Genomic DNA, 24,017 nt, shown 5'->3' on the forward strand with positions numbered 1-24,017 from the left:
TTCGCGATTCATTTCCGATTTCTTATGACGAAATCAGAAGTACCACTTGCACTTTATCACTGAATCCGTCAAGCTCGGTGAGTGCCTGAAGTCTCTCACCCGCATCTCGACGGCACCGCGAAGAGAATCATCGAGCTACTGCAAGCCGACGGACGCAGTTCGTATGCGTCGATCGGCAAGGAGGTCGGACTCTCGGAGGCTGCGGTACGCAACCGCGTGCAGAAGCTGAGCGAGAGCGGACTACTGCAGATCGTCGCGGTCACCGATCCCCTCAAGTTGGGGTTCGCCCGCCAGGCCCTCATCGGCATCCGATGCACCGGCGACACCGAGGAACTGGCCACGGCACTCGCCGGGAATCCAGAGATTGACTATGTGGTACTGACCGCCGGCTCGTTCGACATCCTCATCGAGGTGGTTTGCGAGGACGACGATCATCTTCTCTCGATCCTCAACCGGACCGTCCGCACACATCCTGAGGTCACCGGTACGGAGACCCTGGTATATCTGAAACTCGTTAAACAACAATATAATTGGGGAACACGATGACCACTACCGCCCGACCCTCCGTCGACGGATCCTCTCTCGGAGCACGTAGCGCCGCGCACCTGTGGGGCCACTTCGCCCGACACGGCGAGGGCATCACTCCGCCGGTGATCACCCGCGGCGAGGGTGTCCGCATCTTCGACGACCGCGGGCGCAGCTACCTCGACGGCCTCGCCGGTCTGTTCGTGGTGCAGGCCGGCCACGGTCGCGTCGAGCTGGCCGAAGCAGCCGCTCGCCAGGCCCAGGAGCTCGCCTTCTTCCCGGTGTGGTCGTATGCGACACCGCCGACCATCGAACTGGCCGAGCGCCTGGCCGCCTACGCACCCGGTGATCTCAACCGGGTCTTCTTCACCACCGGCGGCGGCGAGGCGGTGGAGAGTGCATGGAAGCTGGCCAAGCAGTTCTTCAAGCTGACCGGAAAACCGATGAAGCACAAGGTGATCTCGCGAGCGGTCGCCTATCACGGAACCCCGCAGGGCGCGTTGGCGATCACCGGCGTCCCGGCGCTCAAGCAGATGTTCGAGCCACTGACTCCCGGCGGGTTCCGGGCACCCAACACCAACATCTACCGCGCGCCCGACGAGGATCTGGCCGCCGATCCCAAGAAGTTCGGACGCTGGGCGGCCGACCGCATCGCCGAGGCCATCGAATTCGAGGGCCCCGAGACCGTCGCGGCGGTGTTCCTCGAGCCGGTACAGAACGCCGGCGGGTGCTTCCCGCCGCCGCCGGGGTACTTCGAGCGGGTCCGTGAGATCTGTGATCAGTACGACGTCCTACTCGTTTCCGACGAGGTGATCTGCGCATTCGGCCGCATCGGCTCGATGTTCGCCTGCGAAGACTTCGGCTATCAGCCCGACATCATCACCTGCGCCAAAGGAATGACCTCCGGCTATTCGCCGATCGGTGCGATGATCGCCAGCGACCGGCTCTTCGAGCCGTTCAACGACGGATCGACCACCTTCCCGCACGGCTACACCTTCGGTGGGCATCCGGTGTCGGCGGCGGTGGCGCTGGCCAATCTCGACCTCTTCGAACGCGAAGGCATCAACGACCACGTCAAGACCAACGCCCCCGTGTTCCGCGCCACGCTGGAGAAGTTGCACGATCTTCCGATCGTTGGCGATGTCCGCGGCGAGGGCTACTTCTACGGCATCGAACTCGTCAAGGACAAGACCACCAAGGAGTCGTTCAGCGACGCCGAGGCCGAACGCATTCTCCGGGGATTCCTGTCTACGGCGCTCTTCGACGCCGGTCTGTACTGCCGCGCCGACGACCGCGGCGACCCGGTCGTCCAGCTGGCCCCGCCACTGATCGCCGGCCAGGCCGAGTTCGACGAGATCGAGCAGATCCTGCGCTCGGTGCTGACCGAGGCCTACGCATTGCTCTGACCGGCCGACATCCGGTCCCGGCGTCGCCTGCACGACCGGCCGCCGAAATGACACCGCTGGTAACGTCGCTGCAGTGACGTGGGGGAATACGCACCGTGGCCGACGGATCAGCGCGATCCTGGCAGCGGTGTGTGCCGCGGCCCTGATGAGCGCACCCGGAGCCGCCGTCGCCGTTCCGCCGGCAACCACACCGGTCACCGATCAGTGTCCGCATCGGCACACCCCGCCGCCGCCGGTCGACGCCTCCGAGGTTGTCGCACCCGGCTCAACGACGCCCACTGCACTCCCGGTCCCCACGCCGGCCATCGGCGGCGAGCGCCTGTCGGCATGCGGGGTGATCGCCGACCCCGACGCCGGCCCGACCCCCGAACGTCTTACCTCGGCGGCCTGGCTGGTCGCCGACCTGGACACAGGCGCGATCATCGCCGCCAAGGACCCACACGGGCGCTACCGCCCGGCGTCGACGATCAAGGTGCTGCTGGCCCTGACCGTCCTCGATGCCGGACTCGACCTCGACAAGACAGTCGTGCCGACCGCCGAGGACTGGAGCCAGGAAGGCGATTCGTGTGGCATGGGCCCGGGCGGGCACTACACCGTGCGCGACATGCTCAGCGGGCTGCTGATCGTCTCCGGCAACGATTGCGCGCACGCGCTCGCGCGTGAACTGGGCGGGGTATCAAGCACACTCACCAAGATGAACTCGCTCGCAGCGCATCTGCGCGCGCTGGACACCCGGGCGACGACACCATCGGGCCTCGATGCCGCAGGCATGTCCACCTCGCCCTACGACCTGGCGCTGATCTTCCGTGCCGCGATGGGTAATTCGACATTCCGGGAAATCATCTCCACACCCACCTACCACTTCCCCGGATACCCACCCCGCTCGGACGTGCCCAGCGACACACCGCACCCCGGATACCAGATGCAGACCTCGGATCAGCTACTGCTGCAAGGCTATCCAGGAATTCTCGGCGGCAAGACCGGGTACACCGACGACGCACTGAAAACCTTCGTGGGAGCCGCCCGCCACGGCGACAGGACCATCCTGATCGTGCAGATGTACGGTCTGTCGACCGGCGACGACAATTATTGGACCCAAGCACAATCGCTGCTGGAGTACGGATTCCACGCACCGTCTTACACGCGGGTGGGTGACCTCGTGGCAGGTCCGAACACACCGACATCAACATCGGCCACCACGGCATCGGGATCATCGACAATGACGACGCAGGCGGATATCGCTCGTCAACCGATCACCGAGCACTCGAGGGCCACCCGCGTTCTCATCGGGCTGGTCGTCGCGCTCGCGGTCGTGATCCTAGTGGCCGCGGCCACCCGCCTCGTCGCGCGGCACCGCCGTTGACCTGTACCGCAGATCGTCAGTCGCCGCGGACGCGCCGGATCACCATACCGACCGCGGCTCCGACCGCTGCGGCACCGACGAGTGCACCGACCTTCGGCATCGGACTGACCTCAACGGTCGGACGAATCACCACCGGTCGCTGCTGTGTCTCGGCGATCTCGTCGTCGACCTGGAAATCCTCGTTGATCGGATCGGTGGCGCACCACGCGGTGGCGTACAGGATGATCCGCGACGCGAGGTAGGCGAAGACCATGATGCCCAGAATCGGCCCGAACGCTGCTCCCGCCGGGCTGCCGAGCACTGACTTGAGGTAGAGCCCGCCGAGGTTCTTGATGATCTCGAACGCGATCGCGGTGATCAGGCCGGCGCCCAGGCAGTTACGGAAAGGCAACGGCACCAGGGGAAGACGAGCCAGCACGAGGGTGAAGAGCATCCAGCTCGCGAGGACCGAGATCGCGATCGCGACCACCCGCAGCAGCACCGGAGCCCATGAAGTGTGGTCTACCCCGACCCACTCGAGGACCTTCCTGACGATGCCACCGCCGTTGGCCAGCGTCGTCAGTGCCATCGTCGCAGCGAAAGCCAGCCCGAACACCACAAAGGTGAGCAGATCGGTCACCTTCGACACGAGAGCATTACGGGAGACTCGGCCACCGAACATCTCGGTCATCCCGGCGCGCACACCGGCGATCCAGCCGACACCGGTCAGCGCGGCACCGACGAGACCGATGAGACCGACGGTCGCGCGTGAGGAGATCGCCGAGTCGATCACGGAGCCGATCTGGTCGCCCATACCGCCGGGCACTTGCTTGATCACGGCGTCCTTGAGTTGTTCGATCACATCGGGATTGCTCGCCAGGACAAATGCCGCGATGGCGAACGCCACCATCAAGATCGGCACGAGCGCGAGGATTCCGTTGAAGCTGATGCTCGCGGCATGGACGTTGCCGCGCCGGTTGGTGTAGCGCTCCTGGGTGCGCAGAGCGTGACCAAGCCACGGCCAGCGCTCACGAGCGGCAGCGAACCATTCTTTGGCGCGCGCAAGCAGATTCTTGAACCACGCGATCACCGAACCCATCGTCGCCTGACCTCCCTGTCGGCGAAGCGCCCGGGCTCCGCGTAGGTGTGCCCGACTGCGGTCCGCGTCGATTCCCGCTGACCCGGATCAACCGGGCAGGGCCTCACGCCCCTACCGTAGGTGCCAGGAACCCGACTTTGTCGTATACCGACCTCAGCGTGGCGGATGCGATCTCGCGGGCCCGGGCCGCGCCCGTGGCCAGGATGGCGTCGAGTTCGGCGGGGTCGTCGAGGTATTCCGAGACCCGGCCACGAAGGGGTGTCACGAACTCGGTGAAGATCTCGGCGGTGTCGACCTTGAGATCGCCGTACCCCTTGCCCTCGTACTTGGCGACGAGATCGTCGATGCCCACTCCGGACAACGCCGACTGGATCGTGAGCAGATTACTCACGCCTGGCTTGTCGGCGGGATCGAAGGAGATCTGCGAGCCGGTGTCGGTGACCGCGGAGCGGATCTTCTTGGCCGAACGCTTCGGGTCGTCGAGCAAATTGATCAGACCCTTGTCGGTCTCGGCGGACTTACTCATCTTGGCCGTCGGGTTCTGCAGGTCATAGATCTTCGCGAATTCGGAGACGATATGCGCACGTGGCACCCGCAGGACTCCGCCGAAGCGCTTGTTGAAGCGCTGGGCGAGATCTCGGGTCAGTTCGAGGTGCTGGCGCTGGTCCTCACCGACCGGGACGAGGTCGACGTCGAAGGCGAGGATGTCCGCGGCCATCAAGATCGGATAGGTAAACAGTCCGACCCCAGCGGCGTCGGCGCCGTGCCTGGCGCTCTTGTCCTTGAACTGCGTCATCCGGTTGGCCTCGCCGAATCCGGTGATGCACTGCAGAACCCAGGTCAGCTGCGCGATCTCGGGGATGTGTGACTGGATGTAGACCGTCGACCGGTTCGGGTCGACGCCGATGGCGAGCAACTGCGCCACCGACACCCGGGTGCGGTGGGCCAACGTCGCGGGATCGAATTCCGCGGTGAGGGCGTGCATGTCGGGGATGAAGTAGAACGCGTCGAAGTCATCCTGCAGGGCCACCCACTGACGCACGGCACCGAGGTAGTTGCCGAGGTGAAAGGAGTCGCTGGTGGGCTGAATGCCGGACAACACACGTTGACGCGGCGTTGACACCGACCCGGAGACGTCACTCATGGGTCGATTCTTTCAGACGGGTCGAGTGCTTGACCGCAGGAGCCCGACGATGCGATCCGACGCCGGGAATCAGTGGTAGATCACGGTGACCGGGGCGTGATCGGACCACCGCCGATCATAGGAGTCGGCGCGATCGACGAAGGCCTTCACCGCCCGACGTCTCAAGGACCGGTTGGCGAGCTGGTAGTCGATGCGCCAGCCGGAGTCGTTGTCGAATGCCTTGCCCCGCCACGACCACCAGCTGTACGGGCCCTCGACAGCGGGGTGCAAGTCACGCACGACGTCGGACCAGCCCGACTCGAGGCGCGCACCCACCCACTCCCGCTCGTGGGGCAGGAAGCCGGGATTTTTCAGATTGCCCTTCCAGTTCTTGATATCGAGCTCGGCGGGCGCAATGTTCCAATCCCCACCCACGACAACATGCCGACGGCGCCGTGCCGCTCCGGCGAGATACTCACCGAACTCACCGAGGAAGCGCTTCTTCTCGGCGAACTTGGCGGTCTCCTTCTCGGTGGCCGACGGTGTCGGTTCGGCTGCACCCTTCGGCAAATACAGGCTGGCCGCGGTCAGCGACCCGAGATCCGGGACGTCGAAGTCGGCCTCGAGGTAGCGACCGGTCGCGTCGAATTCCTTGCTACCGAATCCGACGCGCACCGCTTGTGGGGCTGATCGGCTCAGCACACCGACCCCGGCATGGCCCTTGACGACCGACTCGGTCATCGACAGGTGCCAGCCGGCGTCGAGAGCAGGACCCAGGGCCGCTTCTGCCTGCTCGGTGTCGGCGCGGATTTCCTGCATCAGAACGATGTCGGCGCCCGACGCATCGAGCCAGCTCAGGAAACCGGGGTTGATCTCCGAACGCTGTTTGGTGGCGGCGCGGATGCCGTTGACGTTGATGGTGGTGATCGAGGTGGTCACGGTGCCTCACCCTACGTGCGGCCACCGATACGTCATCTGGAGTGGTTCCAAAGGTAAGGCAACCCTTGCGGCAGGGCCGCACTGTATGTAATGCTCACCTTATAGCCGAATGAGGTGAGTTCCATGTTCGTGTGTATCTGCCGCGCGGTCACCGAGGACGAGGTCCATGAGCACTGCACCGCGGGCGCTCGAACCGTCGAGGCGATCAGCGACCGCTGCGGCGCCGGCGAGGGATGTGGCACCTGCCTCGATCGGCTAGAGCAGATCGTGAGCGAACGGACCTCCGTCACCACCGCAGCCTGACTCACCCGAGTTCCGCCCCTCCGCGAATCACGCGCGTAGGAAAATTTCGCGTGCTAACGTTCGAAGACACCAGGCCATGGACCGAACGGAGTTGCTGCATGCGTGGAGACGACGAGGTCATCGCCCTACTCAATGAGCAACTGACCAGCGAATTGACGGCGATCAATCAGTACTTTCTGCATTCGAAGATGCAGGACAACTGGGGGCTGACCGGGGTGGCCGCCAAGACGCGCGCCGAATCTATCGAAGAAATGGCCCACGCGGAGATCCTCACCGACCGGATCCTGTTCCTCGAGGGCCTACCCAACTATCAGCAGATCCTCCCATTGCGCATCGGCCAGACCCTGCGTGAGCAATTCGAATGCGATCTGGCCATCGAGATCGAGGTAGTCGAGCGTCTCAAGCCGGGAATCGCGATGTGCCGCGACAAGGGTGACATCACTTCGGCGAAGCTCTTCGAGGAGATCCTCAAGGACGAAGAGCATCACATCGACTACCTCGAGACCCAGCTCGAGCTGATGGATCGCCTCGGCGAGCAGCTCTACATGTCCAAAACGGTCGCCACACCACCCGACGTGGGCTGATCGGGTCGTCGAGTCCGTCGCGCCGCCGCCAGGGCGACGGAAAGGACCACGAGTCCCGCCACCGCCAGCGCGGCCCCGAGCACCGACGGTGCGCGGTAGCCGTGACCCGCCTCGATCACGATGCCGCCGAGTGATGCTCCGGCGGCATTGGCGATGTTGAGGGCCGAATGGTTAAGCGCGGCCGCCAACGTCTGGGCGTCCTCGGCGACATCCATCAGACGTGTCTGCAGCGCGGGCACCATCGAGGTACCGGCGACCCCGACCAAAAAGGTCAATGCCAGTGCAGCCCAGGCGATCTGAACGAAGAGGGCAAAGCAGAGCAGGACCGCGGCAAGTCCGGCGAGCCCCACCAGGATCGAACGCGACACGCTGCGGTCGGCGGCGATCCCCCCGATGATGTTGCCGACGACCATGCCCAGCCCGAACAGCATCAACGCGAGCGGGACCAGCCCCACCGGCAGGCCACCGAGTGTGGTCAACGCGGTGTTCAGGTAGGTGTAGAACGCGAACATCCCACCGAAACCCACGATTCCGGTGAACAAGGTGAACCACACCTGCGAGCGGCGCAGGGCGCCGAGTTCGGTGACCGGGTTGGTGGCGCGCATGTCACGCAACGACGGGAGGCTGCGGATCAGGGCGGCCACCGTCGTCGCTCCGACGACGACGACCACCAGAAACGCACTGCGCCAACCGAAATGCTCACCGAGCCACGCGGCCATCGGCACGCCCGCGACGTTGGCCACCGCCAGGCCGAGCATGACCTGCCCGATGGCCTTGGCGCGCCTGCCCGGACCCGCGAGATGCGCTGCCACCAGAGCGGCGACCCCGAAATACGCGCCGTGCGGTAGACCGGCCACGAACCGCGCCGCGATGAGTAGCCCGAAGGTCGGCGCGAGCGCGGTCGCGACGTTGCCGACGGTGAAGGCGACCATCAGGCCGATCAGCAGCGTGCGCCGCGACATCCGGGCGGTCAGAGCGGCGATGAGCGGCGCACCGACCACGACGCCGAGCGCATACGCCGAGATGACCGTCCCGGCTGTGGGCTCGCTGACATCGAGGGCTCCGGCGATGTTGGGCAACAGACCCATCGCGACGAATTCGGTGGTCCCGATACCGAAACCGCCGAGCGCGAGCGCCAGGATCGCCCAGCGCAGGGACCTCGGGCGACGAGAAGCACTGTCGGACAGCATGATACCCAGACCATCGGATACCTGAGACGGCGCTGCGCCAGAAGCAGGCGCCGCGTCGGCGGTCACGGAAGTGGGGTGGGCTGATCTCGACACGGGAGAGGCAACCACGGCGCGCCCGCTGCGGATTCCCGCCAACGGGCGTGAGTTCGTTCACACGGGCTTGTCGGACCGGAATCGAGCCGCCAGTCACGGTGTGGCGGCAGCGGATTCCTTCACCGACGACGGGGTCGGCACCGGTGTCTGATCCGGTGCCGAACCGCTTGGGTGCTCACCTGGCGACGGCGCGGGAATCTCCGGCGTAGGTGACCCACTCGACTCGGGTGACGCACTCGGCGTAGGTGACGCACTCGGCGTAGGTGACGCACTCGGCGCGGACGCCGGCGACCGCCGTGCGCCGACAGCGCCCGCATCTCCGCCGACAGCGCCCGCATCTCCGCCGACAGCGCTCTGTTGGGACGCAACCAGCGGCACCGCGACATGTGCCGGGGTCGACAGCACTGACGCACCCGCACCCGCACCCATCGAACCGCTTGGCACCGTCGTGATGCCCTCTACGACGCGCGCCGCCCAAAACTTCACGAAATTGAGCGGCAATGCGGCGATGCTCTTGCCGCTGGCGAGCAGCGCCTGGGCTCCCTGCTCGAAGAGTTCGCCGTTCCAGGTGAGCACGCCGGTGATGATGTTCTCGAAGGCGTAGAGATCCGGCAGGTACGCGCCGTAACCCAGTTGTGGCAACTGCGGAAACCAGTCCATGACCCGGCGGATCGGCGGCTGGAAGTCGGCGAGGGTGATCCCGATGATGTCGGGTAGGCGGAACCGGTAGGCCACCAGGTCCGGGACCGAACAGTGCAGGCCCACCGCGTCGACGAGGTTCTGGGCGAGGATGGCCATCGATGAGGGTGAGGCGATCGTGCAGGTCTGCAGCGCCCCGCTCTGCGTACACGTCATCGACTCGTTCGCGCCGTTCATGTACCAGGTCGTGCCGGTACCCGGGAATTGATACATGTGAAACGGATACTGACCGTGCTTCACCCAGTAGCCGAGCAGCGCGTCGAGGTCGCCGATCGGGTCATGGAACGGATCGGGGAGATCGCAAATCGGATCGCCCGCGATGCAGTAGGTGGTCACCGGCAGGCCCCCGTAGTCGGTGACAGCTCTGGTTCCGGACATGGTCAGACCGGGGATGATCCCGACCAGGGTCGCCTCGATTCCCTGTCCCCACAGCGTCGCCGACATCCGCGGATCGGAGTAGAGCTCTCCCGACACCGTGCGCGCACCGTCGGAATCGGTGGTGGAGATGACGTAGGTCGAGCCGTCGTCCATGATCACCGGCCGATTCGCACCGATGTCGGTGAGGACGTCACCGGCCACCCGCGCTCCCTGCGAATAGCCGGCGATGACGATCTTCTTGTCGGCACCGCACTGCCGCTGGTAGGCGGCGACGGCCTGCTCCAGCTTGGCCACCCCTTCGGCCTCGCTGGCGTTGTACCCGACAGACCCGAGTGGCCAGATGGTCGCGGAGTACGGGATGTGCTCGATCTCGTAGGCGTCCGCGCCGGAGTACGGACTGTTCGGCAGCTCTTCCCAGTGTGCGCCGTGCCCGGTGTAGCGCTGCTCGATACCGACGAGATACGAACCGTCGGAATTCCACGTGCCGCCGACGATGAACACCCGACCGGGTTGACTGCACGCCGTCGCCGATTCCGCCGACGCGACCCCGTGACCCCAGAGTGCGGCCGCGATGAGCGCCACACTCGCGGCACCGACCACTGTGGTCGAGATGCCGCCGCGCAGCGAGGCGAAGAAGGGTGAGAGCCGCATCGGACGTCCTTGGGCGAGAGAACTGTGATGTGGCGAGAGTAAGCAGACGGCGCGGCCGATTCCGGCGGATCGGTCCAGATCAGTTTGGCTATTGGTCCGTCCGAGCGACACCCTAGCGCCACGCCCGAACCCCACTGACCGTTTCTGTCCAGCACGCAAACCAGGCTGAGCAGGAGGGTTCTCAACCGTCGACGACCGTGTTATATCCTTGTCGCCAGGTCATGAGTATCAGCATCAAGCCCCGGCTCGCTGATCGGCAACCCTCCAACCGCGGTGGGGTGCTCCGGGTGATGACCGGGTTGTGGGATGGCGACGAGCATCCCCGGCAAGCGCGGGTCCGAAGGTCGGACCCCATCAGGGTCACCACACCCTGCCGACCGCAGAAAGTGATCTATTTTCATGTCTGACGTAGCCAACGACGGCGCCGATGCCCAGAACCCAGCCGACAACTGGAGTTTCGAGACCAAGCAGATCCATGTGGGCCAGTCGGCCGACCCCGCGACAAACGCTCGTGCACTGCCGATCTACCAGACCACATCGTACGTCTTCAACGACACCACCCACGCGGCCAACCTCTTCGGCCTCGCCGAGCCGGGCAACATCTACACCCGCATCATGAACCCCACTCAGGACGCCGTCGAGCAGCGGGTCGCCGCGCTCGAAGGCGGCGTGGCGGCATTGTTGGTAGCGTCCGGTCAGGCCGCCGAGACCTACGCCATCCTCAACATCGTGGAGAACGGCGGACACGTCGTGTCGAGCCCGCGCCTCTACGGCGGGACCTACAACCTCTTCCACTACACGCTGCCGAAGCTGGGCATCGAGGTGAGCTTCGTCGAGGATCCCGAGGATCTCGATTCGTGGCAGGCCGCGGTCCGCGACAACACCCGTGCGTTCTACGGCGAGTCGATCTCCAACCCCAACAACGAGGTCCTCGACATCGAGGGCATTTCCGGGGTCGCCCATCGCAACGGCGTGCCGCTGATCGTCGACAACACCGTGGCCACCCCGTACCTGCTGAACCCGCTGGCCCATGGCGCCGACATCGTCGTTCATTCGGCGACCAAGTACATCGGTGGGCACGGCACCGCGATCGGCGGCATCATCGTCGACGGCGGCACCTTCGATTGGCGGGTGCAGCGTGACGGTCAGGATCTATTCCCCGGCTTCACCGTCCCCGATCCCAGCTATCACGGTGCGGTGTTCGCCGACCTCGGTGCGCCGGCGTACGCGCTCAAGGCGCGCGTGCAGTTGCTACGTGACACCGGTGCGGCGATCTCGCCGTTCAACGCCTTCTTGCTCGCCCAGGGACTGGAAACCCTGAGCCTGCGCGTCGAGCGCCACGTCGCCAACGCGCAGCGGGTCGCGGCCTATCTCGCCGATCACGCTCAGGTCGAGTCGGTGGCCTACGCCGGTCTGCAGTCCTCGCCCTGGTATTCCCGTGGTCAGAAGCTCGCCCCCAAGGGACAGGGCGCGATCATCGGCTTCGAGATCGCCGGAGGCGTCGACGCCGGGAAGCGCTTCGTCGAGGCATTGACGCTGCATAGCCATGTCGCCAACATCGGTGATGTGCGCTCGTTGGTCATCCACCCCGCGTCGACCACCCACAGCCAGTTGACCCCCGAGGAACAGCTCGCTGCCGGCGTAACCCCAGGCCTGGTGCGCCTGGCCGTCGGTATCGAGGGCATCGACGACATCATCGCCGACCTCGACCAGGGTTTCGCGGCTGCCAAGTAGTTTCCAGGACAGGAGCACAACACCCGTGTCGGTGAGCATCGATCCCCAGGCGACCACGACGCATCAGCCCCCGTGGGAACGAGTTCCCGATGGGCAGATGATCCGAATGCGCCTGGGGTCGTTGTCCCTCGACAACGGGCAGCAACTCGACGACGTCACCCTGGCGTTCCAGCGCTGGGGGGCGTTGTCGCCCGCACGGGACAACGTGATCCTCACCCTGCACGCCCTGACCGGTGACTCGCACGTCACCGGCGCCCGCAGCGATGAACATCCCTCCCCCGGGTGGTGGGACGGTCTGATCGGGCCGGGGGCGGCCATCGACACCGACGAATGGTGCGTCATCTCCGCCAACGTCCTCGGCGGCTGCCGTGGGTCGACGGGCCCATCGTCGCCGGATTCGCAAGGGCGGCCCTGGGGTTCACGCTTCCCCAACATCACCGTGCTCGATCAGGTACGTGCCGAGGCGGCCCTGCTCGACAGCCTCGGCATCCAAGGAATCGGCGCGGTACTCGGCGGCTCGATGGGCGGCGCTCGTGCGCTCGAGTGGGCAATCGAGTACCCCGATCGGGTCCGCAGCGCACTCGTGTTGGCAGTCGGCGCGCGTGCCACCGCCGATCAGATCGGCACGCAGACCACCCAGATCGCGGCCATCACCTCCGATCCCGACTGGCAGGGCGGCGACTACCACGGCACCGGGCGGTCCCCGATCGCCGGCCTCGGGATCGCCCGGCGCATCGCACACCTCACCTACCGATTCGAGGGCGAGCTCGACGAGCGGTTTGCCAATAGGCCTCAGGAGCAAGAGAATCCGTTACTCGGCGGCCGCTATGCGATTCAGAGCTATCTCGAGCACCAGGCCGACAAGCTGATCGAGCGCTTCGATCCGGGCAGCTACGTGGTGCTCTCCAACGTGCTGAACCACCATGACGTCGGCCGCAACCGGGGCGGGATCGCCGCGGCTCTCTCCTCGTGCACCGTCCCGACCATCGTCGCCGGCATCGATTCGGATCGCTTGTATCCGTTACGGTTACAGGCCGAGATCGCCGAGGGCCTCGGCAATTGCGTCGGCGGGCTTCAGGTCGTGCGGTCCGACAAAGGCCACGACGGATTCCTCACCGAGTTCGATGCGATCGCCGATCTCCTCAAGCGCACGGTGGAACTCGCGCGCCGCTGACGCGCTCACGCCAACACGCACCGACACGCGCACGACGCTGCAGTCGTCGTGGGCGAGTCGGTGCGTCTCAGCGGGCGGGCGTGGTGGTAGTCGTCTCCGCCGGGTTCCCCGCACTCGGCGCCTGAGGGGTACTCGACGACGGCTGTGGTGGCCGGATCTCCGGAACGAATTCTGGCGCACCCGTCTGCGGAGGCACGCTGCCGGGGATCAGACCGGACGGGATCGGCACCGTCGGATACGGAGTCAGCGTCGGGCCGGTCGGGATGGTGGTCGACGGCGTGGTGGTGTTGGGCACCAGCGTCAGGGTGGTCGTCGACGGCGTGAGCGGCAGTTCGGTCGTCGCCCAGCTCGGGAGTTGCTCACGCCCGTCCGGCGAGATCGGCGACGACACCGCGACCGAGGTCACCACCGACGTCGTCTGGTAAGGCGACGTCGTGGTGAATCCCGCATCCCTAGTGGTGTCCATCGTGTGCGCATCGGCGGTGCGCGCCGGCGAAGGTATCGGGTCGGCGTCGTCGGTCACGATGGCGCCGACGACGACCGCCGCCATCACGACCGCACCGACGATCCCGGCCGCGATCGCCACCGGTACCGCCGACCAGCTACCCGCGCGGCGACCGCCGATGAAGGCCAGTCGGCTAATGCCCGCGTTACCGGCGAGCATCGCCGCACCGGTGGCCGCGGCCACTTCCGGCGACGCCGGGGTGAGGAGTTCGAGTCCGGCATCGGGCACGATTCGTCGGGTGACGGGCAGATTCGCCAACCCACCGACCAGCACCGCGGCGGTGGGGGCGACACCGCCCACCCGGAGATCGGCGAGGTAACGGGCGAATACCTCGCGCGCCTCGTCGACCATCGGGCCGGCGACCCGCTCGACGGTCGCCGAGGTCAGCGACACCCCGGCCAATCCTGCCGATGCGCCCAGCCCCGCGGTGGATGCATCCGACGCGGCGATCTCTTCTTTTGCGGTGCGGCAAGCGCTGACCAGCTTGGCCCGCTCGCGTCTGGTGCGGGTGCCGGCGTCTGCGCCGTCCGCCTCCGCAGCGATGTGGTCGGCGAGCGCCTCGTCGATCCGGCGTCCGCTGAGCACCGTCGACCTCTCGATCGGCCCGACTCGACCCGCGACCGGATCCACGGTGTACAGCGACATGCCGGTATCGCCGCAATCGGCGACGACCACCGACGGGAATCGTCCGATCTGCCCGGTTCGGGTCAGGAATTCGGCGACCGCTTCGTCATCGGAGCCGAGGTGGATCTGTCGACGGGTACCCGACCCTCCCGAGCGCAAACGACGGCGCTGGGTGGCCGTCCGCGCCACCACCCCGATCGGGCCGACGCGTCGTTTGGCTGAGCGGGCGGCGTCGAGCATCAGGTCGATGCCTGCGTTCACCCGTCCTACCAAATCGAGTCCGTCGGTGGTATCTACGTCGAAGACGCGCGTCTCGAGGGCGGTGCGACCCGCCTCGTCGTGCGTGAGCAGGACGTAATGGATCATTCCCTCACCGACGGAGACGCCCAGCGATGTGGTGTCGCCCGGTCTTTCCTGGTCAGTGATCTCGAACGTCGATCTGATACCTATCCCCAATTAGTTTTGCTAACAATATCTCCGCCCGGCGGAGCCTGCGCGTCGGGTCCATACCCCGAATGTCACGCCGAGGTCACCAGTGTAATCAATCTGTACCCAAAGGATCGATAGAGGTTGCGAGCCAGAGGATCAGCGCGCCTGCCGACGCCATTACCGCAACATCGAAGAATTTGCCTCTGACCTGCAGCAATCCCGCTCGCGAGGTGGGGATCAGCGCGCGCAGAAGTGCGCCGAACAACAACGCCGATCCGAACACGAACGCTCCGCGACGCCAGCGATCGAACAACACGAGTGCCGCGGCGGCCACGACGCCGAGCAGCACCAGCAGGTAGGAAATCTGTACTGCGTAGGCGCGCACCCGTCGGACGTGGCGCAACCGCTCCACCCGTTGGGGTACGCCACCGGTCATCGCGAACGGGTGTGGTCGGAGTCGCCTGCGGTGAGCGCCGCGAGTGCAGCCTCGGCCCGTTCGACGACGTTCACCAGCAAGAAGGCGCGCGTGAGCGGCCCGACTCCGCCCGGGTTGGGCGAGACGTGTCCGGCCACATCCCAAACGTCGGGCGCGACGTCGCCGCGCAGACCGTCTTCGGTCCGGCTCACACCGACATCGATCACGGCGGCACCCGGCTTGACCATCGCGGCGGTCACCAGGTGCGGCACCCCTGCCGCGGCGATGACGATGTCAGCGCGGGCCACCTCGGCGGCGAGGTCATGTGTACCGGTGTGACACAGGGTCACGGTGGCGTTCTCGCTGCGCCGCGTCAGCAGCAGGCCGATGGGCCTGCCGATGGTGACGCCTCGGCCAATGACGGTCACCCGCGCACCCGCGATGTCGATGCCGTAGCGCCGAAGCAGGTGGATGACCCCCCGCGGCGTACACGGCAGGGTCGATTCCTTGCCCAACACGAGTCGGCCAAGGTTGATCGGGTGGAGGCCGTCGGCATCCTTGGCCGGGTCGATGCGCTCAAGCGCAGCGTTCTCGTCGAGATGTGTCGGCAACGGGAGCTGCACGATGTACCCGGTACAGGCGGGATCGGCGTTGAGTTCGTCGATGGCTGCGTTGAGGTCCTCAGTCGTTGTGTCGGCGGGCAGATCCTTGCGGATCGACGCCACCCCGATCCGCGCACAATCGGCGTGCTTGCCCTTGACGTAGGACTGCGAGCCAGGGTCGTCGCCAACCAGGATGGTCCCGAGTCCAGGGGTGACTCCCTGGCTGCGCAACTTCTCCACTCGTGCGGCGAGGTCGGTGAAGATCTCGTCGCGGGTGGCCTTGCCGTCCAGTCGTATCGCGCTCACGCCGACCATTGTTCCATTCCGGTGTGCGACCGATCGCCCGACCGGGCCGGTAGCCTGCGCTCATGTCGCCTGCAGCGTCAGATCGGGACGCCGATCGCTCCGGAACCCCCGTCACCGCTGCCGACGTGATGGCGGCGCGTGCACGACTCGCAGGCCGGCTGCGGCGGACTCCCCTGCTCGAGACCACGCTCGACACGGTCGGCGGGCCGGTCGATGTGGTGTTCAAACTCGAATACACCCAGCTCGGTGGCTGCTTCAAGGTGCGCGGCAGCCTCAACGCGGTGCTCGACGCCGACGCCCGCGATGCCCTGCCCGAGGCCGGGGTTCTCGTGGCCTCCGGCGGCAACGCCGCCCTGGGTGCGGCGTGGGCTGCCCGGCTCGTCGATGTTCCGGCAACCGTGGTGGTCCCCGAGACCGCACCGGTGGTCAAGGTCTCGGCGCTGCGTTCACTCGGGGCGACGGTGCGGCTCATCGGCACTCGGTATCAGGAATCCGCCGACGCCGCCGCGGCGCAGGCCGCCGACTCCGGCGCACTGCTGTTGCACGCCTACGATCTGCCGACGATCGTGGCCGGCGCGGGCACCATCGGCCTCGAGGTGGCCGAGGACCTCCCGGGACGCAGGTTGCAGACCGTCGCCTGTGTCGGCGGCGGCGGCCTGCTCGCCGGGCTCGCCGCCACCCTGCGGCCCGGTGACCGGCTCATCGGGGCCGAACCGATCGGCGCCTCGTGTCTGCATCAGGCCCAGGCGGCCGGAGAGCCTGTCACGGTCGAGCTGGACAGCATCGCGGCGGATTCGCTGGGCGCGAGTCGGGTCGGCGGCATCTGCTGGGCGACCATCGCCGACCTGGCCGTGGACTCCGTCGTCGTCGACGATGCCGACCTCATCGCGGCCCGCCGGATGATGTGGGACCGCTTCCGGATCGTCGTCGAACACGGCACGGCCACCGCCGTCGCTGCGGTCACCACCGGCGCCGTCGAACCCGCGACCGATTCCACGCTGTGCATCGTCCTGTGCGGGGCCAACACCGGGCTCGACGACCTGCACCCGGCACAATGACAGCCATGTTCCGGATCATGTTCTACCAACCGTGCATCCCGCCCAACACCGGCAACGCGATCCGGCTGGCCGCGAACACCGGATGCGAACTCCATCTGATCGAGCCCCTCGGGTTCTCGATGTCCGACGCCCAGGTCAAACGAGCCGGCCTGGACTACCACGAAATGGCCACGGTCACAGTGCATCCCAACCTGGTCACGGCATGGACGACTCTCAAGCCGCAGCGCGTGTTCGCCTTCACCGCGCATGCGAAGCTCTATTACACCGACGTCGATTATCGTCGCGGCGACGTCCTGTTGTTCGGCCCCGAGCCGACCGGACTGCCCGAGGAGGTTCTCGGAGAGCCGGAGATCACCGACCGCGTCCGCATCCCGATGCTCGCCGGCCGACGCTCACACAATCTCGCGAACGCGGCGAGTATCGCGGTCTATGAGGCCTGGCGACAACAGGGATTCGACGGGGCCGTGTAAATCGTGCGCACCCTTCTTTCCGCAGCGCTTTACGCGCCTCCGGCCAGAAGGCCATTCCGGTGACGGCCAATCCACCGGCACCGATGATGGCGACGGCGGCGTCCACGCCAGCGCGGCCCCGCTGGGCGCCGGCCTCGGGCCGGGTGGCGCCGAGTAGCCCGGCTCATTTCATCTTCGAGGCCGTGTCCGGCCTCGAATCCAGTGCGTGATGGCGCGCGGCGACGAAGGTCGTGGTGAACGCCGTCCACGACAGCCTTCACCACCGAGTGTTCACCAGACTCGAAGCGACCCGCGCTACGCGTAACCTGTTGTCGCAGGGCGTGATTCCGAGCGAATCGGGAGCTGTCAAGTAGCATGACCCGCAGATTCCACTCCCACTGCTCGTGTGCGGAGGCCCGAAAGACCTCCTCAGGCGACCCGGAAGCGTTTGGTGCGTGAGGTCGCACCGCCGATGAGGCTCACCCGCGACTTCGGGATTCCGAGGTGGGCGGCGAGCAGCTCGGCGACCGCCTTGTTGGCCTTGCCTTCGGTGGCGGGCTCACGCACGTAAATCGTGATCGAGCCGTCCGGACCGGTCTGAACCAACGGCCCCTTCCGACTGTTCGGCTTCACCGTCACCACCACCTGCTGTGGCATTCTCCACCCCTCGAATCGTCACGTCCCGCCGCGGCGCAGGTCCGGTGACGATTGTGCCGTATGCCCGGCGTGGCCGCCCGAAGCGACTTACACGCACCGCTCACTGCCAATCCCGCGATCGCGTCCCCACTCGAAGATCCATGCGCTGCAATCGGTCCGCGACCACGGTGACGGCCCCCTCGGCGTTCTGCACCGTGCCGCGCACCAGCAACGCCGAGGCCGAGGTCGCCAGCTCACGCTGGCGAATCCATAAGCCCACCGAGCAGACGACGTTGACCATCCCGGTCTCGTCCTCGAGATTGATGAAGGTCACCCCGGAGGCAGTGGCCGGGCGCTGGCGATGGGTCACCGCCCCGCCCACCAGGACCCGTGACCCGTCGGGTACCGACAGCAGCCGGTCGGCGGCTATCACACCAAGTGCGTCGAGCCGCGGCCGCAGATACTGGGTAGGGTACGCCGTCGGGGTCACCCCGGTCGCCCACGCATCGGTCGCGGCCAACTCGACGTCGGACAGGCCCGGCAGGGTCGGGGTCGCCGACGCCTGATGCAGGTCGAGGTGTTCAGCCCGGGCGCTCGACGCGGCTCCGGCCTCCCATAGGGCCTGACGCCGGCTCAGCCCGAAGCAGTCGAACGCGCCCGCACCGGCGAGCCCCTCGAGCTGACGGGCGGTCAACGCGGCGCGTCTGGACAGGTCGGTGACCCCGGTGAAATCACCATCGATGGTGCGGGCGAGCACGATACGCTCGGCCACCTCCTCGCCGACCCCGCGGACCGTAGCCAGACCGAGCCGCACCTCGAGCCCCACGTTCTCCAACGTCGCCTCGGCCAGTGAGCGGTTGATGTCGGGCCGGTGCACGCGCACCCCGTGCCGCCGGGCGTCGGCGACCAGAGACTGTGGTGAGTAGAACCCCATCGGTTGTGCACGCAGCAACGCTGCGCAGAATGCCGCCGGATGATGCAGCTTGAACCATGACGAATAGAACACCAGCGATGCAAAACTCTGCGAATGGCTCTCGGGGAAACCAAAATTGGCGAAGGCCGCCATCTTCTCGTAGATGCGGTCGGCGGCCTGCCCGGTGATGCCGTGGGTGCTGCGCATGCCGTCGTAGAACCGTTGACGCAACCGTTGCATCTTCTCCGGCGAACGCTTGGAGCCCATCGCCCGGCGCAGCTGATCGGCCTCGGAGGCGTCGAACCCCGCTACGTCCACCGCGAGTTGCATGAGTTGCTCTTGAAAGAGCGGAACCCCCAGTGTGCGTTCGAGAGCCCCGAGCATCGACGGGTGTTCGACGGTGACCGGTTCGTCTCCGTTGCGGCGACGGATGTAGGGATGCACCGACCCACCCTGAATGGGCCCGGGTCGGATCAGTGCCACCTCGACCACGAGATCGTAGAAGCAGCGCGGTTTGAGGCGAGGCAGAGTGGCCATCTGAGCGCGCGACTCGACCTGGAACACCCCCACCGAGTCGGCACGGCAGAGCATGTCGTAAACGGCTTCCTCGGTGAGATCGAGCTGCGCAAGATCGACGTGGATGCCCTTGTGCTCGGCGACCAGGTCGATCGCATAGTGCAGCGCCGAGAGCATACCCAGCCCCAGCAGGTCGAATTTCACCAGACCGACTGCTGCACAGTCATCTTTGTCCCACTGCAGCACACTGCGGTCGGCCATCCTGGCCCACTCGGTGGGGCACACGTCGGCGATCGGCCGATCACAGATCACCATCCCACCCGAGTGAATACCCAGATGCCTGGGCATACCGGCGATCTCCCCCGCCAGACGCCTGACATCGGCGGGCGCGTGGTCGGGCATCTTGGCCCACGCATCCTGTTGTCCCGGTGCGTATCCCAGGGCGCGCGCCATATCGCGAACCGAGGACTTGCCGCGATAGGTGATCACGTTGGCCACCTGTGCGCTGTAGTCACGGCCGTACCGGCGATAGACGTATTGGATGGCCTCTTCCCGACGGTCGGACTCGATGTCGACGTCGATGTCGGGCGGGCCGTCACGCTCGGGAGCGAGGAACCGCTCAAACAACAACTCGTTGGCGACCGGGTCGACGTTGGTGATACCCAACGCATAACAGACCGCTGAGTTGGCGGCGCTACCACGCCCCTGACACAGGATGTCGGCGCTCTTGCAAAAATCGACGATATCGGCGACAACCAGGAAATAGCCGGGGAACGTGAGGGCTTCGATGATCGCGAGTTCGTGTTCGATCTGCCGATAGGCCTGTGGATGTTGTACAGGCGTACCGTAACGCCGGAGTGCCCGGGTCATCGTGAGGTGACGCAGCCAGGTGGCCTCGGTATGACCGTCGGGCACCTCGAAGGGTGGCAGTTGCGGTGCGATCACACCCAATTCGAAGGCACAGTCGCCGGCGATGTGCACCGCATTGTCGATGGCCTCCGGGTGTGCGGACAGCAGTCGCGCCATCTCGTCACCGCTGCGCAGATGCGCACCGCCAACCCCGGGCATCCACCCGGCGATGGTGTCGATATCGGTGCGGGCGCGGACCGCGGCCATCGCCATCGCCAGTCGCCGCTGGGGTGGTCCGGCGAAATGCGCACCGGTGGTGGCCACCGTCGGCAGTTCGAATACCTCGGCGAGCGAGGACAGTACGGCGTTGCGTTCGTCGTCGTCGGGCCGGCCGGTGGCGGTGAGTTCGACGGCCACCCCATTGCCGCCGTAACGGTCGACGAGCTCGCCGAGAGCTTTCTGCGCGGCCGCACCCCCGCCCCGCTCGAGTGCTCGGCGAATCGACCCCTTACGGCAACCAGTGAGCACAAGCCAGTGACCGCCGTGGTCGGTCAGCCGGTCGGGGTCGTAGCGCAGCAACCCCTTCTGGCCACCGGCCATATGCGCGTCGGCGATCAGCCGCGAGAGCCTGCGATAACCCTCGCCGTCTCGGGCCAAGACCAGCAGGTGCTCGCCCGGCGGGTCGTTGACACCGGTCCGCGCCATGTCGGGTTGCAGGGACAACTCGGCGCCGAAGACCGTCGGCATCCCGAATTCCCTTGCCGCCTCGGCAAATCGGACGACGCCATAGAAGCCGTCGTGGTCGGTGATCGACAATGCCTTCAGATCGAGACGCTGCGCCTCGGCGACCATCTCCTCGGGCATCGACGCCCCATCAAGAAAGCTGTAGGCACTGTGTGCGTGCAGTTCGGCATAGGGCACACCCGAGGGCTCACGATCGATCTCGGGCGCGACATAGGGTCCACGTGCGCGCGACCATGCAGGGGAGTCACCACCGTCACCGGGGCCGAAGAACTCGCCGGGCCGCTCGCCGGCTCGCGAGCGGCCGGAGAGCACTCGCTCCATCTCCGACCAGGTCGGCGGTCCATGGTTCCAACCCACCCATCGACTATAGAACATGCATTCGATTCGCGCGATCGGCGGTGGCCTCGTCCCCCTCAATCCTTCGGCGAGGCCGGCCGGTCGTCGGGGCGCTCCGACCGCCGCGCGAGCCTCCAGACCTTGCCTGCGACGGCCCGGAGTGACAGGCTGTGAACCAGCACACCGATCTTACTGTCCGGTAAGAATGGTGTTTTCCTCAGCCTGCGAACATGGAGTTCACCGTGACCTCGTACTTTGTGACCGGTGGCAGCGGATTCATCGGACGCCGCGTCATCAGACAACTACTCGCAACCGATCCCGACGCGCAGATCCACGCGCTCGTCCGCCAGGGCTCACTGCCCCGGTTCGTCGACACCGTGCGTAGCTTCCCCGGGTCGCACCGCATCCACCCGATCATCGGGGATCTCACCATCGACGGCCTCGGAGTCGACGACGACATCGACGTCGACCACGTCGTCCATCTCGCCGCGATCTATGACATGGCAGCCGACGCGGCCAGCCAGCATGCCGCGAACGTGGAGGGCACCGCACGGGTCGCGGACTTCGCCGTCGCCCATGATGCGATCTGTCATCACATCTCGTCGATCGCGGTGGCCGGTGATCACGCGGGAGAATTCACCGAGCAGGACTTCGATCTGGGCCAGTCCTTCCCGACGCCCTACCACCGCACCAAATTCGAGGCCGAGAAGGTCATTCGCGAGCGTACGGGTTTGCGCTGGCGTGTGTACCGCCCGTCGGTGGTCGTCGGCGACTCCCGTACCGGGGAGATGGACAAGATCGACGGCCCGTACTACTTCTTCGGCCACCTTCGCCTGCTGGGGAAGCTGCCTGCGGGACTGCCTCTCCCGTTCCCCGACCTCGGGCGCGTCAACATGGTGCCGGTGGATTATGTGGTCGACGCCCTCGTCGCCCTGATCGGTCTCAACCCGGAATCCGACGGCCAGGTGTATCACCTCGGGGACCGCCGCGAGGTGTCGATCACCGAGATGTACAACGCGCTGGCCCCCTCCCTGCGAGCCCCCAAGGGCTTCAATGCGGTCCCCCACCAGATCGTCGGACGCGCCACATCGTTGGCCGGCACTCCCCCGCTACGCCTCGGCCGCAACCTCCTCGCCCGCCAGATCGGTATCCCACCCGCCCTGCTCGACGGCATGGACCTGCCTGTGACGTTCCGGTCCGACCTGACCATCGCACGGCTGGCCCGATTCGGGATTCGCCCACCGGAATTCGACGACTACGCGCCGTTGCTCTGGCGTTACTGGGAGCGCGCTCTCGACACGGCGCGTCATCGGCGATCCGACCCGCGCGGTCCGCTCGTCGGCAAGGTCGTCCTGATCACGGGTGGCTCGTCCGGTATCGGCAAGGCCACCGCCCGCATGTGCGTCGAGCGAGGTGCCACGGCGCTGATCGTGGCACGTCACGCCGAGGAGCTGGAATCTGCGGCACTCGAGGTGAATTCGGCAACACCCAAGCCCGGACTGCCTCGCGGACAGGCGTTCCCGTTCGTCTGTGATATCACCGACGAGGAGGCGGTGCGCGCCATGGTGAAGACCATCATCGCCGACCACGGCCACGTCGATATCCTGGTCAACAATGCTGGTCGCTCCATCCGTCGGGCCACCCTCAACGCCGTCGATCGCTCTCATGACTATCACCGGGTGATGGCGGTCAACTATTTCGGTGCTGTCAATCTCGTGCTGGCATTGCTGCCGCATATGGTCGATCGCCGCAGTGGCCACATCGTCAACGTCACCTCGATCGCCGTGCAGGCGCGCGGCGCCCGGTTCGGCGCGTACGCGGCATCGAAAGCGGCACTGGAGGTGTTCAGCGATTCGGTCGCCGCCGAGACCTTGTCCGATCACGTGACGGTCTCCCACGTACGGCTCCCATTGGTTCGGACACGAATGATCGCGCCGACCGAGCAATACCGGGACGCGGCCGGAGTCTGGTCGGTCGACAAGGGTGCCTCGCGCGTGCTGGAAGCGATACTGCGCCGGCCACAACGGGTGTCGACACCACTGGGCGACCTCGCCGACCTGGGCCACCGCTTCGCCCCACGGCTGACCACCCGAATCATGCATCAGGACTACCTCCTCAGCCGCGAGTCGACGGCTGCTCTGGAGAACTCCACAGCCGGTAATGCGCCGTGACCGACACCCCTTATCCGGCAATCGATCTCACTCGACTCGAGTCCAAACTCACCGGCACGGCGCGACCATGCGCCGACCTCGGCGTGGCACTTCGACCATATGTCATGCCCACAGGTGCATCGAGATCGCTCAGCGCCAGATCGACTGCGGTGCCGCAGGTCTGACGGTGGCATCGATCAGCGAGGCCGAGATATTCGCGGGCCGCAACAGCTGCAGCCAGGTCA

20 protein-coding genes and 1 riboswitch are annotated in these 24,017 nt (G+C 66.2%); of the genes, 10 read left to right on the forward strand and 10 right to left on the reverse strand.

Annotation, left to right across the window (positions count from 1 at the left end; all coding sequences use genetic code 11):
• Positions 1–81: 81 nt before the first annotated feature.
• The 3 genes from EF294_RS04865 (at position 82) to EF294_RS04875 (ending at position 3,294) form a co-directional block, all read left to right on the forward strand.
• On the forward strand, positions 82–546 hold the full coding sequence (locus tag EF294_RS04865) for an Lrp/AsnC family transcriptional regulator (RefSeq protein WP_123926172.1): 465 nt from the start codon (positions 82–84) through the stop codon (positions 544–546).
• Positions 543–1,931 carry an aspartate aminotransferase family protein gene (locus tag EF294_RS04870; protein WP_123926174.1) on the forward strand — a complete coding sequence of 463 codons (1,389 nt, stop codon included), beginning with the start codon at positions 543–545 and terminating at the stop codon, positions 1,929–1,931. Before EF294_RS04865 ends, EF294_RS04870 begins: the two co-directional genes overlap by 4 nt.
• Before the next feature lie 73 nt (positions 1,932–2,004).
• Complete coding sequence (locus EF294_RS04875) at positions 2,005–3,294, forward strand: D-alanyl-D-alanine carboxypeptidase family protein (protein ID WP_123926176.1); 1,290 nt, start codon at positions 2,005–2,007, stop codon at positions 3,292–3,294.
• 16 nt (positions 3,295–3,310) lie between these two features.
• On the opposite strand, the gene EF294_RS04880 is transcribed toward EF294_RS04875, so the two are convergent.
• The 3 genes from EF294_RS04880 to EF294_RS04890 form a co-directional block, all read right to left on the reverse strand.
• Positions 3,311–4,372, reverse strand: a complete 1,062-nt coding sequence (locus tag EF294_RS04880; RefSeq protein ID WP_123926178.1) for a YhjD/YihY/BrkB family envelope integrity protein — start codon at positions 4,370–4,372, stop codon at positions 3,311–3,313.
• Between the two features lie 103 nt (positions 4,373–4,475).
• Positions 4,476–5,516 carry a tryptophan--tRNA ligase gene (trpS, locus tag EF294_RS04885; RefSeq protein ID WP_123926180.1) on the reverse strand — a complete coding sequence of 347 codons (1,041 nt, stop codon included), beginning with the start codon at positions 5,514–5,516 and terminating at the stop codon, positions 4,476–4,478.
• Between the two features lie 69 nt (positions 5,517–5,585).
• Positions 5,586–6,434: an exodeoxyribonuclease III gene (locus EF294_RS04890; protein ID WP_123926182.1), complete on the reverse strand. Its 849-nt coding sequence runs from the start codon at positions 6,432–6,434 to the stop codon at positions 5,586–5,588.
• A 123-nt stretch (positions 6,435–6,557) separates the two neighbouring features.
• On the opposite strand from EF294_RS04890, the gene EF294_RS04895 reads away from it, so the two are divergent.
• Both EF294_RS04895 and bfr read left to right on the forward strand, forming a co-directional pair.
• Positions 6,558–6,737 carry a (2Fe-2S)-binding protein gene (locus EF294_RS04895; protein WP_123926692.1) on the forward strand — a complete coding sequence of 60 codons (180 nt, stop codon included), beginning with the start codon at positions 6,558–6,560 and terminating at the stop codon, positions 6,735–6,737.
• A gap of 98 nt (positions 6,738–6,835) precedes the next feature.
• Positions 6,836–7,321 carry a bacterioferritin gene (gene bfr / locus EF294_RS04900; protein WP_123926184.1) on the forward strand — a complete coding sequence of 162 codons (486 nt, stop codon included), beginning with the start codon at positions 6,836–6,838 and terminating at the stop codon, positions 7,319–7,321.
• On the opposite strand, the gene EF294_RS04905 is transcribed toward bfr, so the two are convergent.
• The gene (locus EF294_RS04905) at positions 7,279–8,511 is read right to left on the reverse strand and encodes an MFS transporter (RefSeq protein ID WP_246007683.1); all 1,233 of its coding nucleotides are present in this window, start codon (positions 8,509–8,511) and stop codon (positions 7,279–7,281) included. The two genes, bfr and EF294_RS04905, sit on opposite strands and share 43 nt — an antisense overlap.
• A 186-nt stretch (positions 8,512–8,697) precedes the next feature.
• Positions 8,698–10,332, reverse strand: a complete 1,635-nt coding sequence (locus tag EF294_RS04910) for a cutinase family protein (protein ID WP_123926188.1) — start codon at positions 10,330–10,332, stop codon at positions 8,698–8,700.
• Between the two features lie 217 nt (positions 10,333–10,549).
• Positions 10,550–10,670, forward strand: a riboswitch (SAM riboswitch).
• A gap of 61 nt (positions 10,671–10,731) precedes the next feature.
• Between EF294_RS04910 and EF294_RS04915 the strand changes: the two genes are divergently transcribed.
• A complete protein-coding gene (locus tag EF294_RS04915; RefSeq protein WP_123926190.1) occupies positions 10,732–12,066 on the forward strand; it encodes a bifunctional o-acetylhomoserine/o-acetylserine sulfhydrylase in 1,335 nt (444 codons plus the stop codon).
• Positions 12,067–12,091: 25 nt separating this feature from the next.
• Positions 12,092–13,240 carry a homoserine O-acetyltransferase MetX gene (metX, locus tag EF294_RS04920; protein WP_123926192.1) on the forward strand — a complete coding sequence of 383 codons (1,149 nt, stop codon included), beginning with the start codon at positions 12,092–12,094 and terminating at the stop codon, positions 13,238–13,240.
• 67 nt (positions 13,241–13,307) lie between these two features.
• Here the strand turns inward: metX and EF294_RS04925 are convergent, their stop codons facing one another.
• The 3 genes from EF294_RS04925 to EF294_RS04935 form a co-directional block, all read right to left on the reverse strand.
• Entirely contained in the window at positions 13,308–14,735 is a 1,428-nt protein-coding gene (locus EF294_RS04925; protein ID WP_246007684.1) for an Hsp70 family protein, read from the reverse strand.
• A 175-nt stretch (positions 14,736–14,910) separates the two neighbouring features.
• Complete coding sequence (locus EF294_RS04930; protein WP_123926196.1) at positions 14,911–15,234, reverse strand: DUF3017 domain-containing protein; 324 nt, start codon at positions 15,232–15,234, stop codon at positions 14,911–14,913.
• Positions 15,231–16,121: a bifunctional methylenetetrahydrofolate dehydrogenase/methenyltetrahydrofolate cyclohydrolase gene (locus EF294_RS04935; protein WP_185090949.1), complete on the reverse strand. Its 891-nt coding sequence runs from the start codon at positions 16,119–16,121 to the stop codon at positions 15,231–15,233. Before EF294_RS04935 ends, EF294_RS04930 begins: the two co-directional genes overlap by 4 nt.
• Before the next feature lie 62 nt (positions 16,122–16,183).
• Here EF294_RS04935 and EF294_RS04940 point away from each other — a divergent pair, with 62 nt between their 5' ends.
• Positions 16,184–17,179, forward strand: a complete 996-nt coding sequence (locus EF294_RS04940) for a serine/threonine dehydratase (RefSeq protein WP_123926200.1) — start codon at positions 16,184–16,186, stop codon at positions 17,177–17,179.
• Between the two features lie 5 nt (positions 17,180–17,184).
• Entirely contained in the window at positions 17,185–17,649 is a 465-nt protein-coding gene (locus EF294_RS04945) for a tRNA (cytidine(34)-2'-O)-methyltransferase (RefSeq protein WP_123926202.1), read from the forward strand.
• Positions 17,650–18,057: 408 nt separating this feature from the next.
• On the opposite strand, the gene EF294_RS04950 is transcribed toward EF294_RS04945, so the two are convergent.
• Both EF294_RS04950 and EF294_RS04955 read right to left on the reverse strand, forming a co-directional pair.
• Positions 18,058–18,285 (reverse strand): DUF167 domain-containing protein, encoded by a 228-nt coding sequence (locus EF294_RS04950; protein WP_123926204.1) that lies wholly within the window; start codon positions 18,283–18,285, stop codon positions 18,058–18,060.
• 100 nt (positions 18,286–18,385) lie between these two features.
• On the reverse strand, positions 18,386–21,643 hold the full coding sequence (locus tag EF294_RS04955) for an error-prone DNA polymerase (RefSeq protein WP_123926206.1): 3,258 nt from the start codon (positions 21,641–21,643) through the stop codon (positions 18,386–18,388).
• A 221-nt stretch (positions 21,644–21,864) separates the two neighbouring features.
• On the opposite strand from EF294_RS04955, the gene EF294_RS04960 reads away from it, so the two are divergent.
• Positions 21,865–23,793 (forward strand): SDR family oxidoreductase, encoded by a 1,929-nt coding sequence (locus EF294_RS04960; RefSeq protein ID WP_123926695.1) that lies wholly within the window; start codon positions 21,865–21,867, stop codon positions 23,791–23,793.
• The last annotated feature ends 224 nt before the right edge of the window (positions 23,794–24,017 follow it).

The organism is Gordonia oryzae, from assembly GCF_003797185.1.
Classification (GTDB): Bacteria; Actinomycetota; Actinomycetes; order Mycobacteriales; family Mycobacteriaceae; genus Gordonia; species Gordonia oryzae.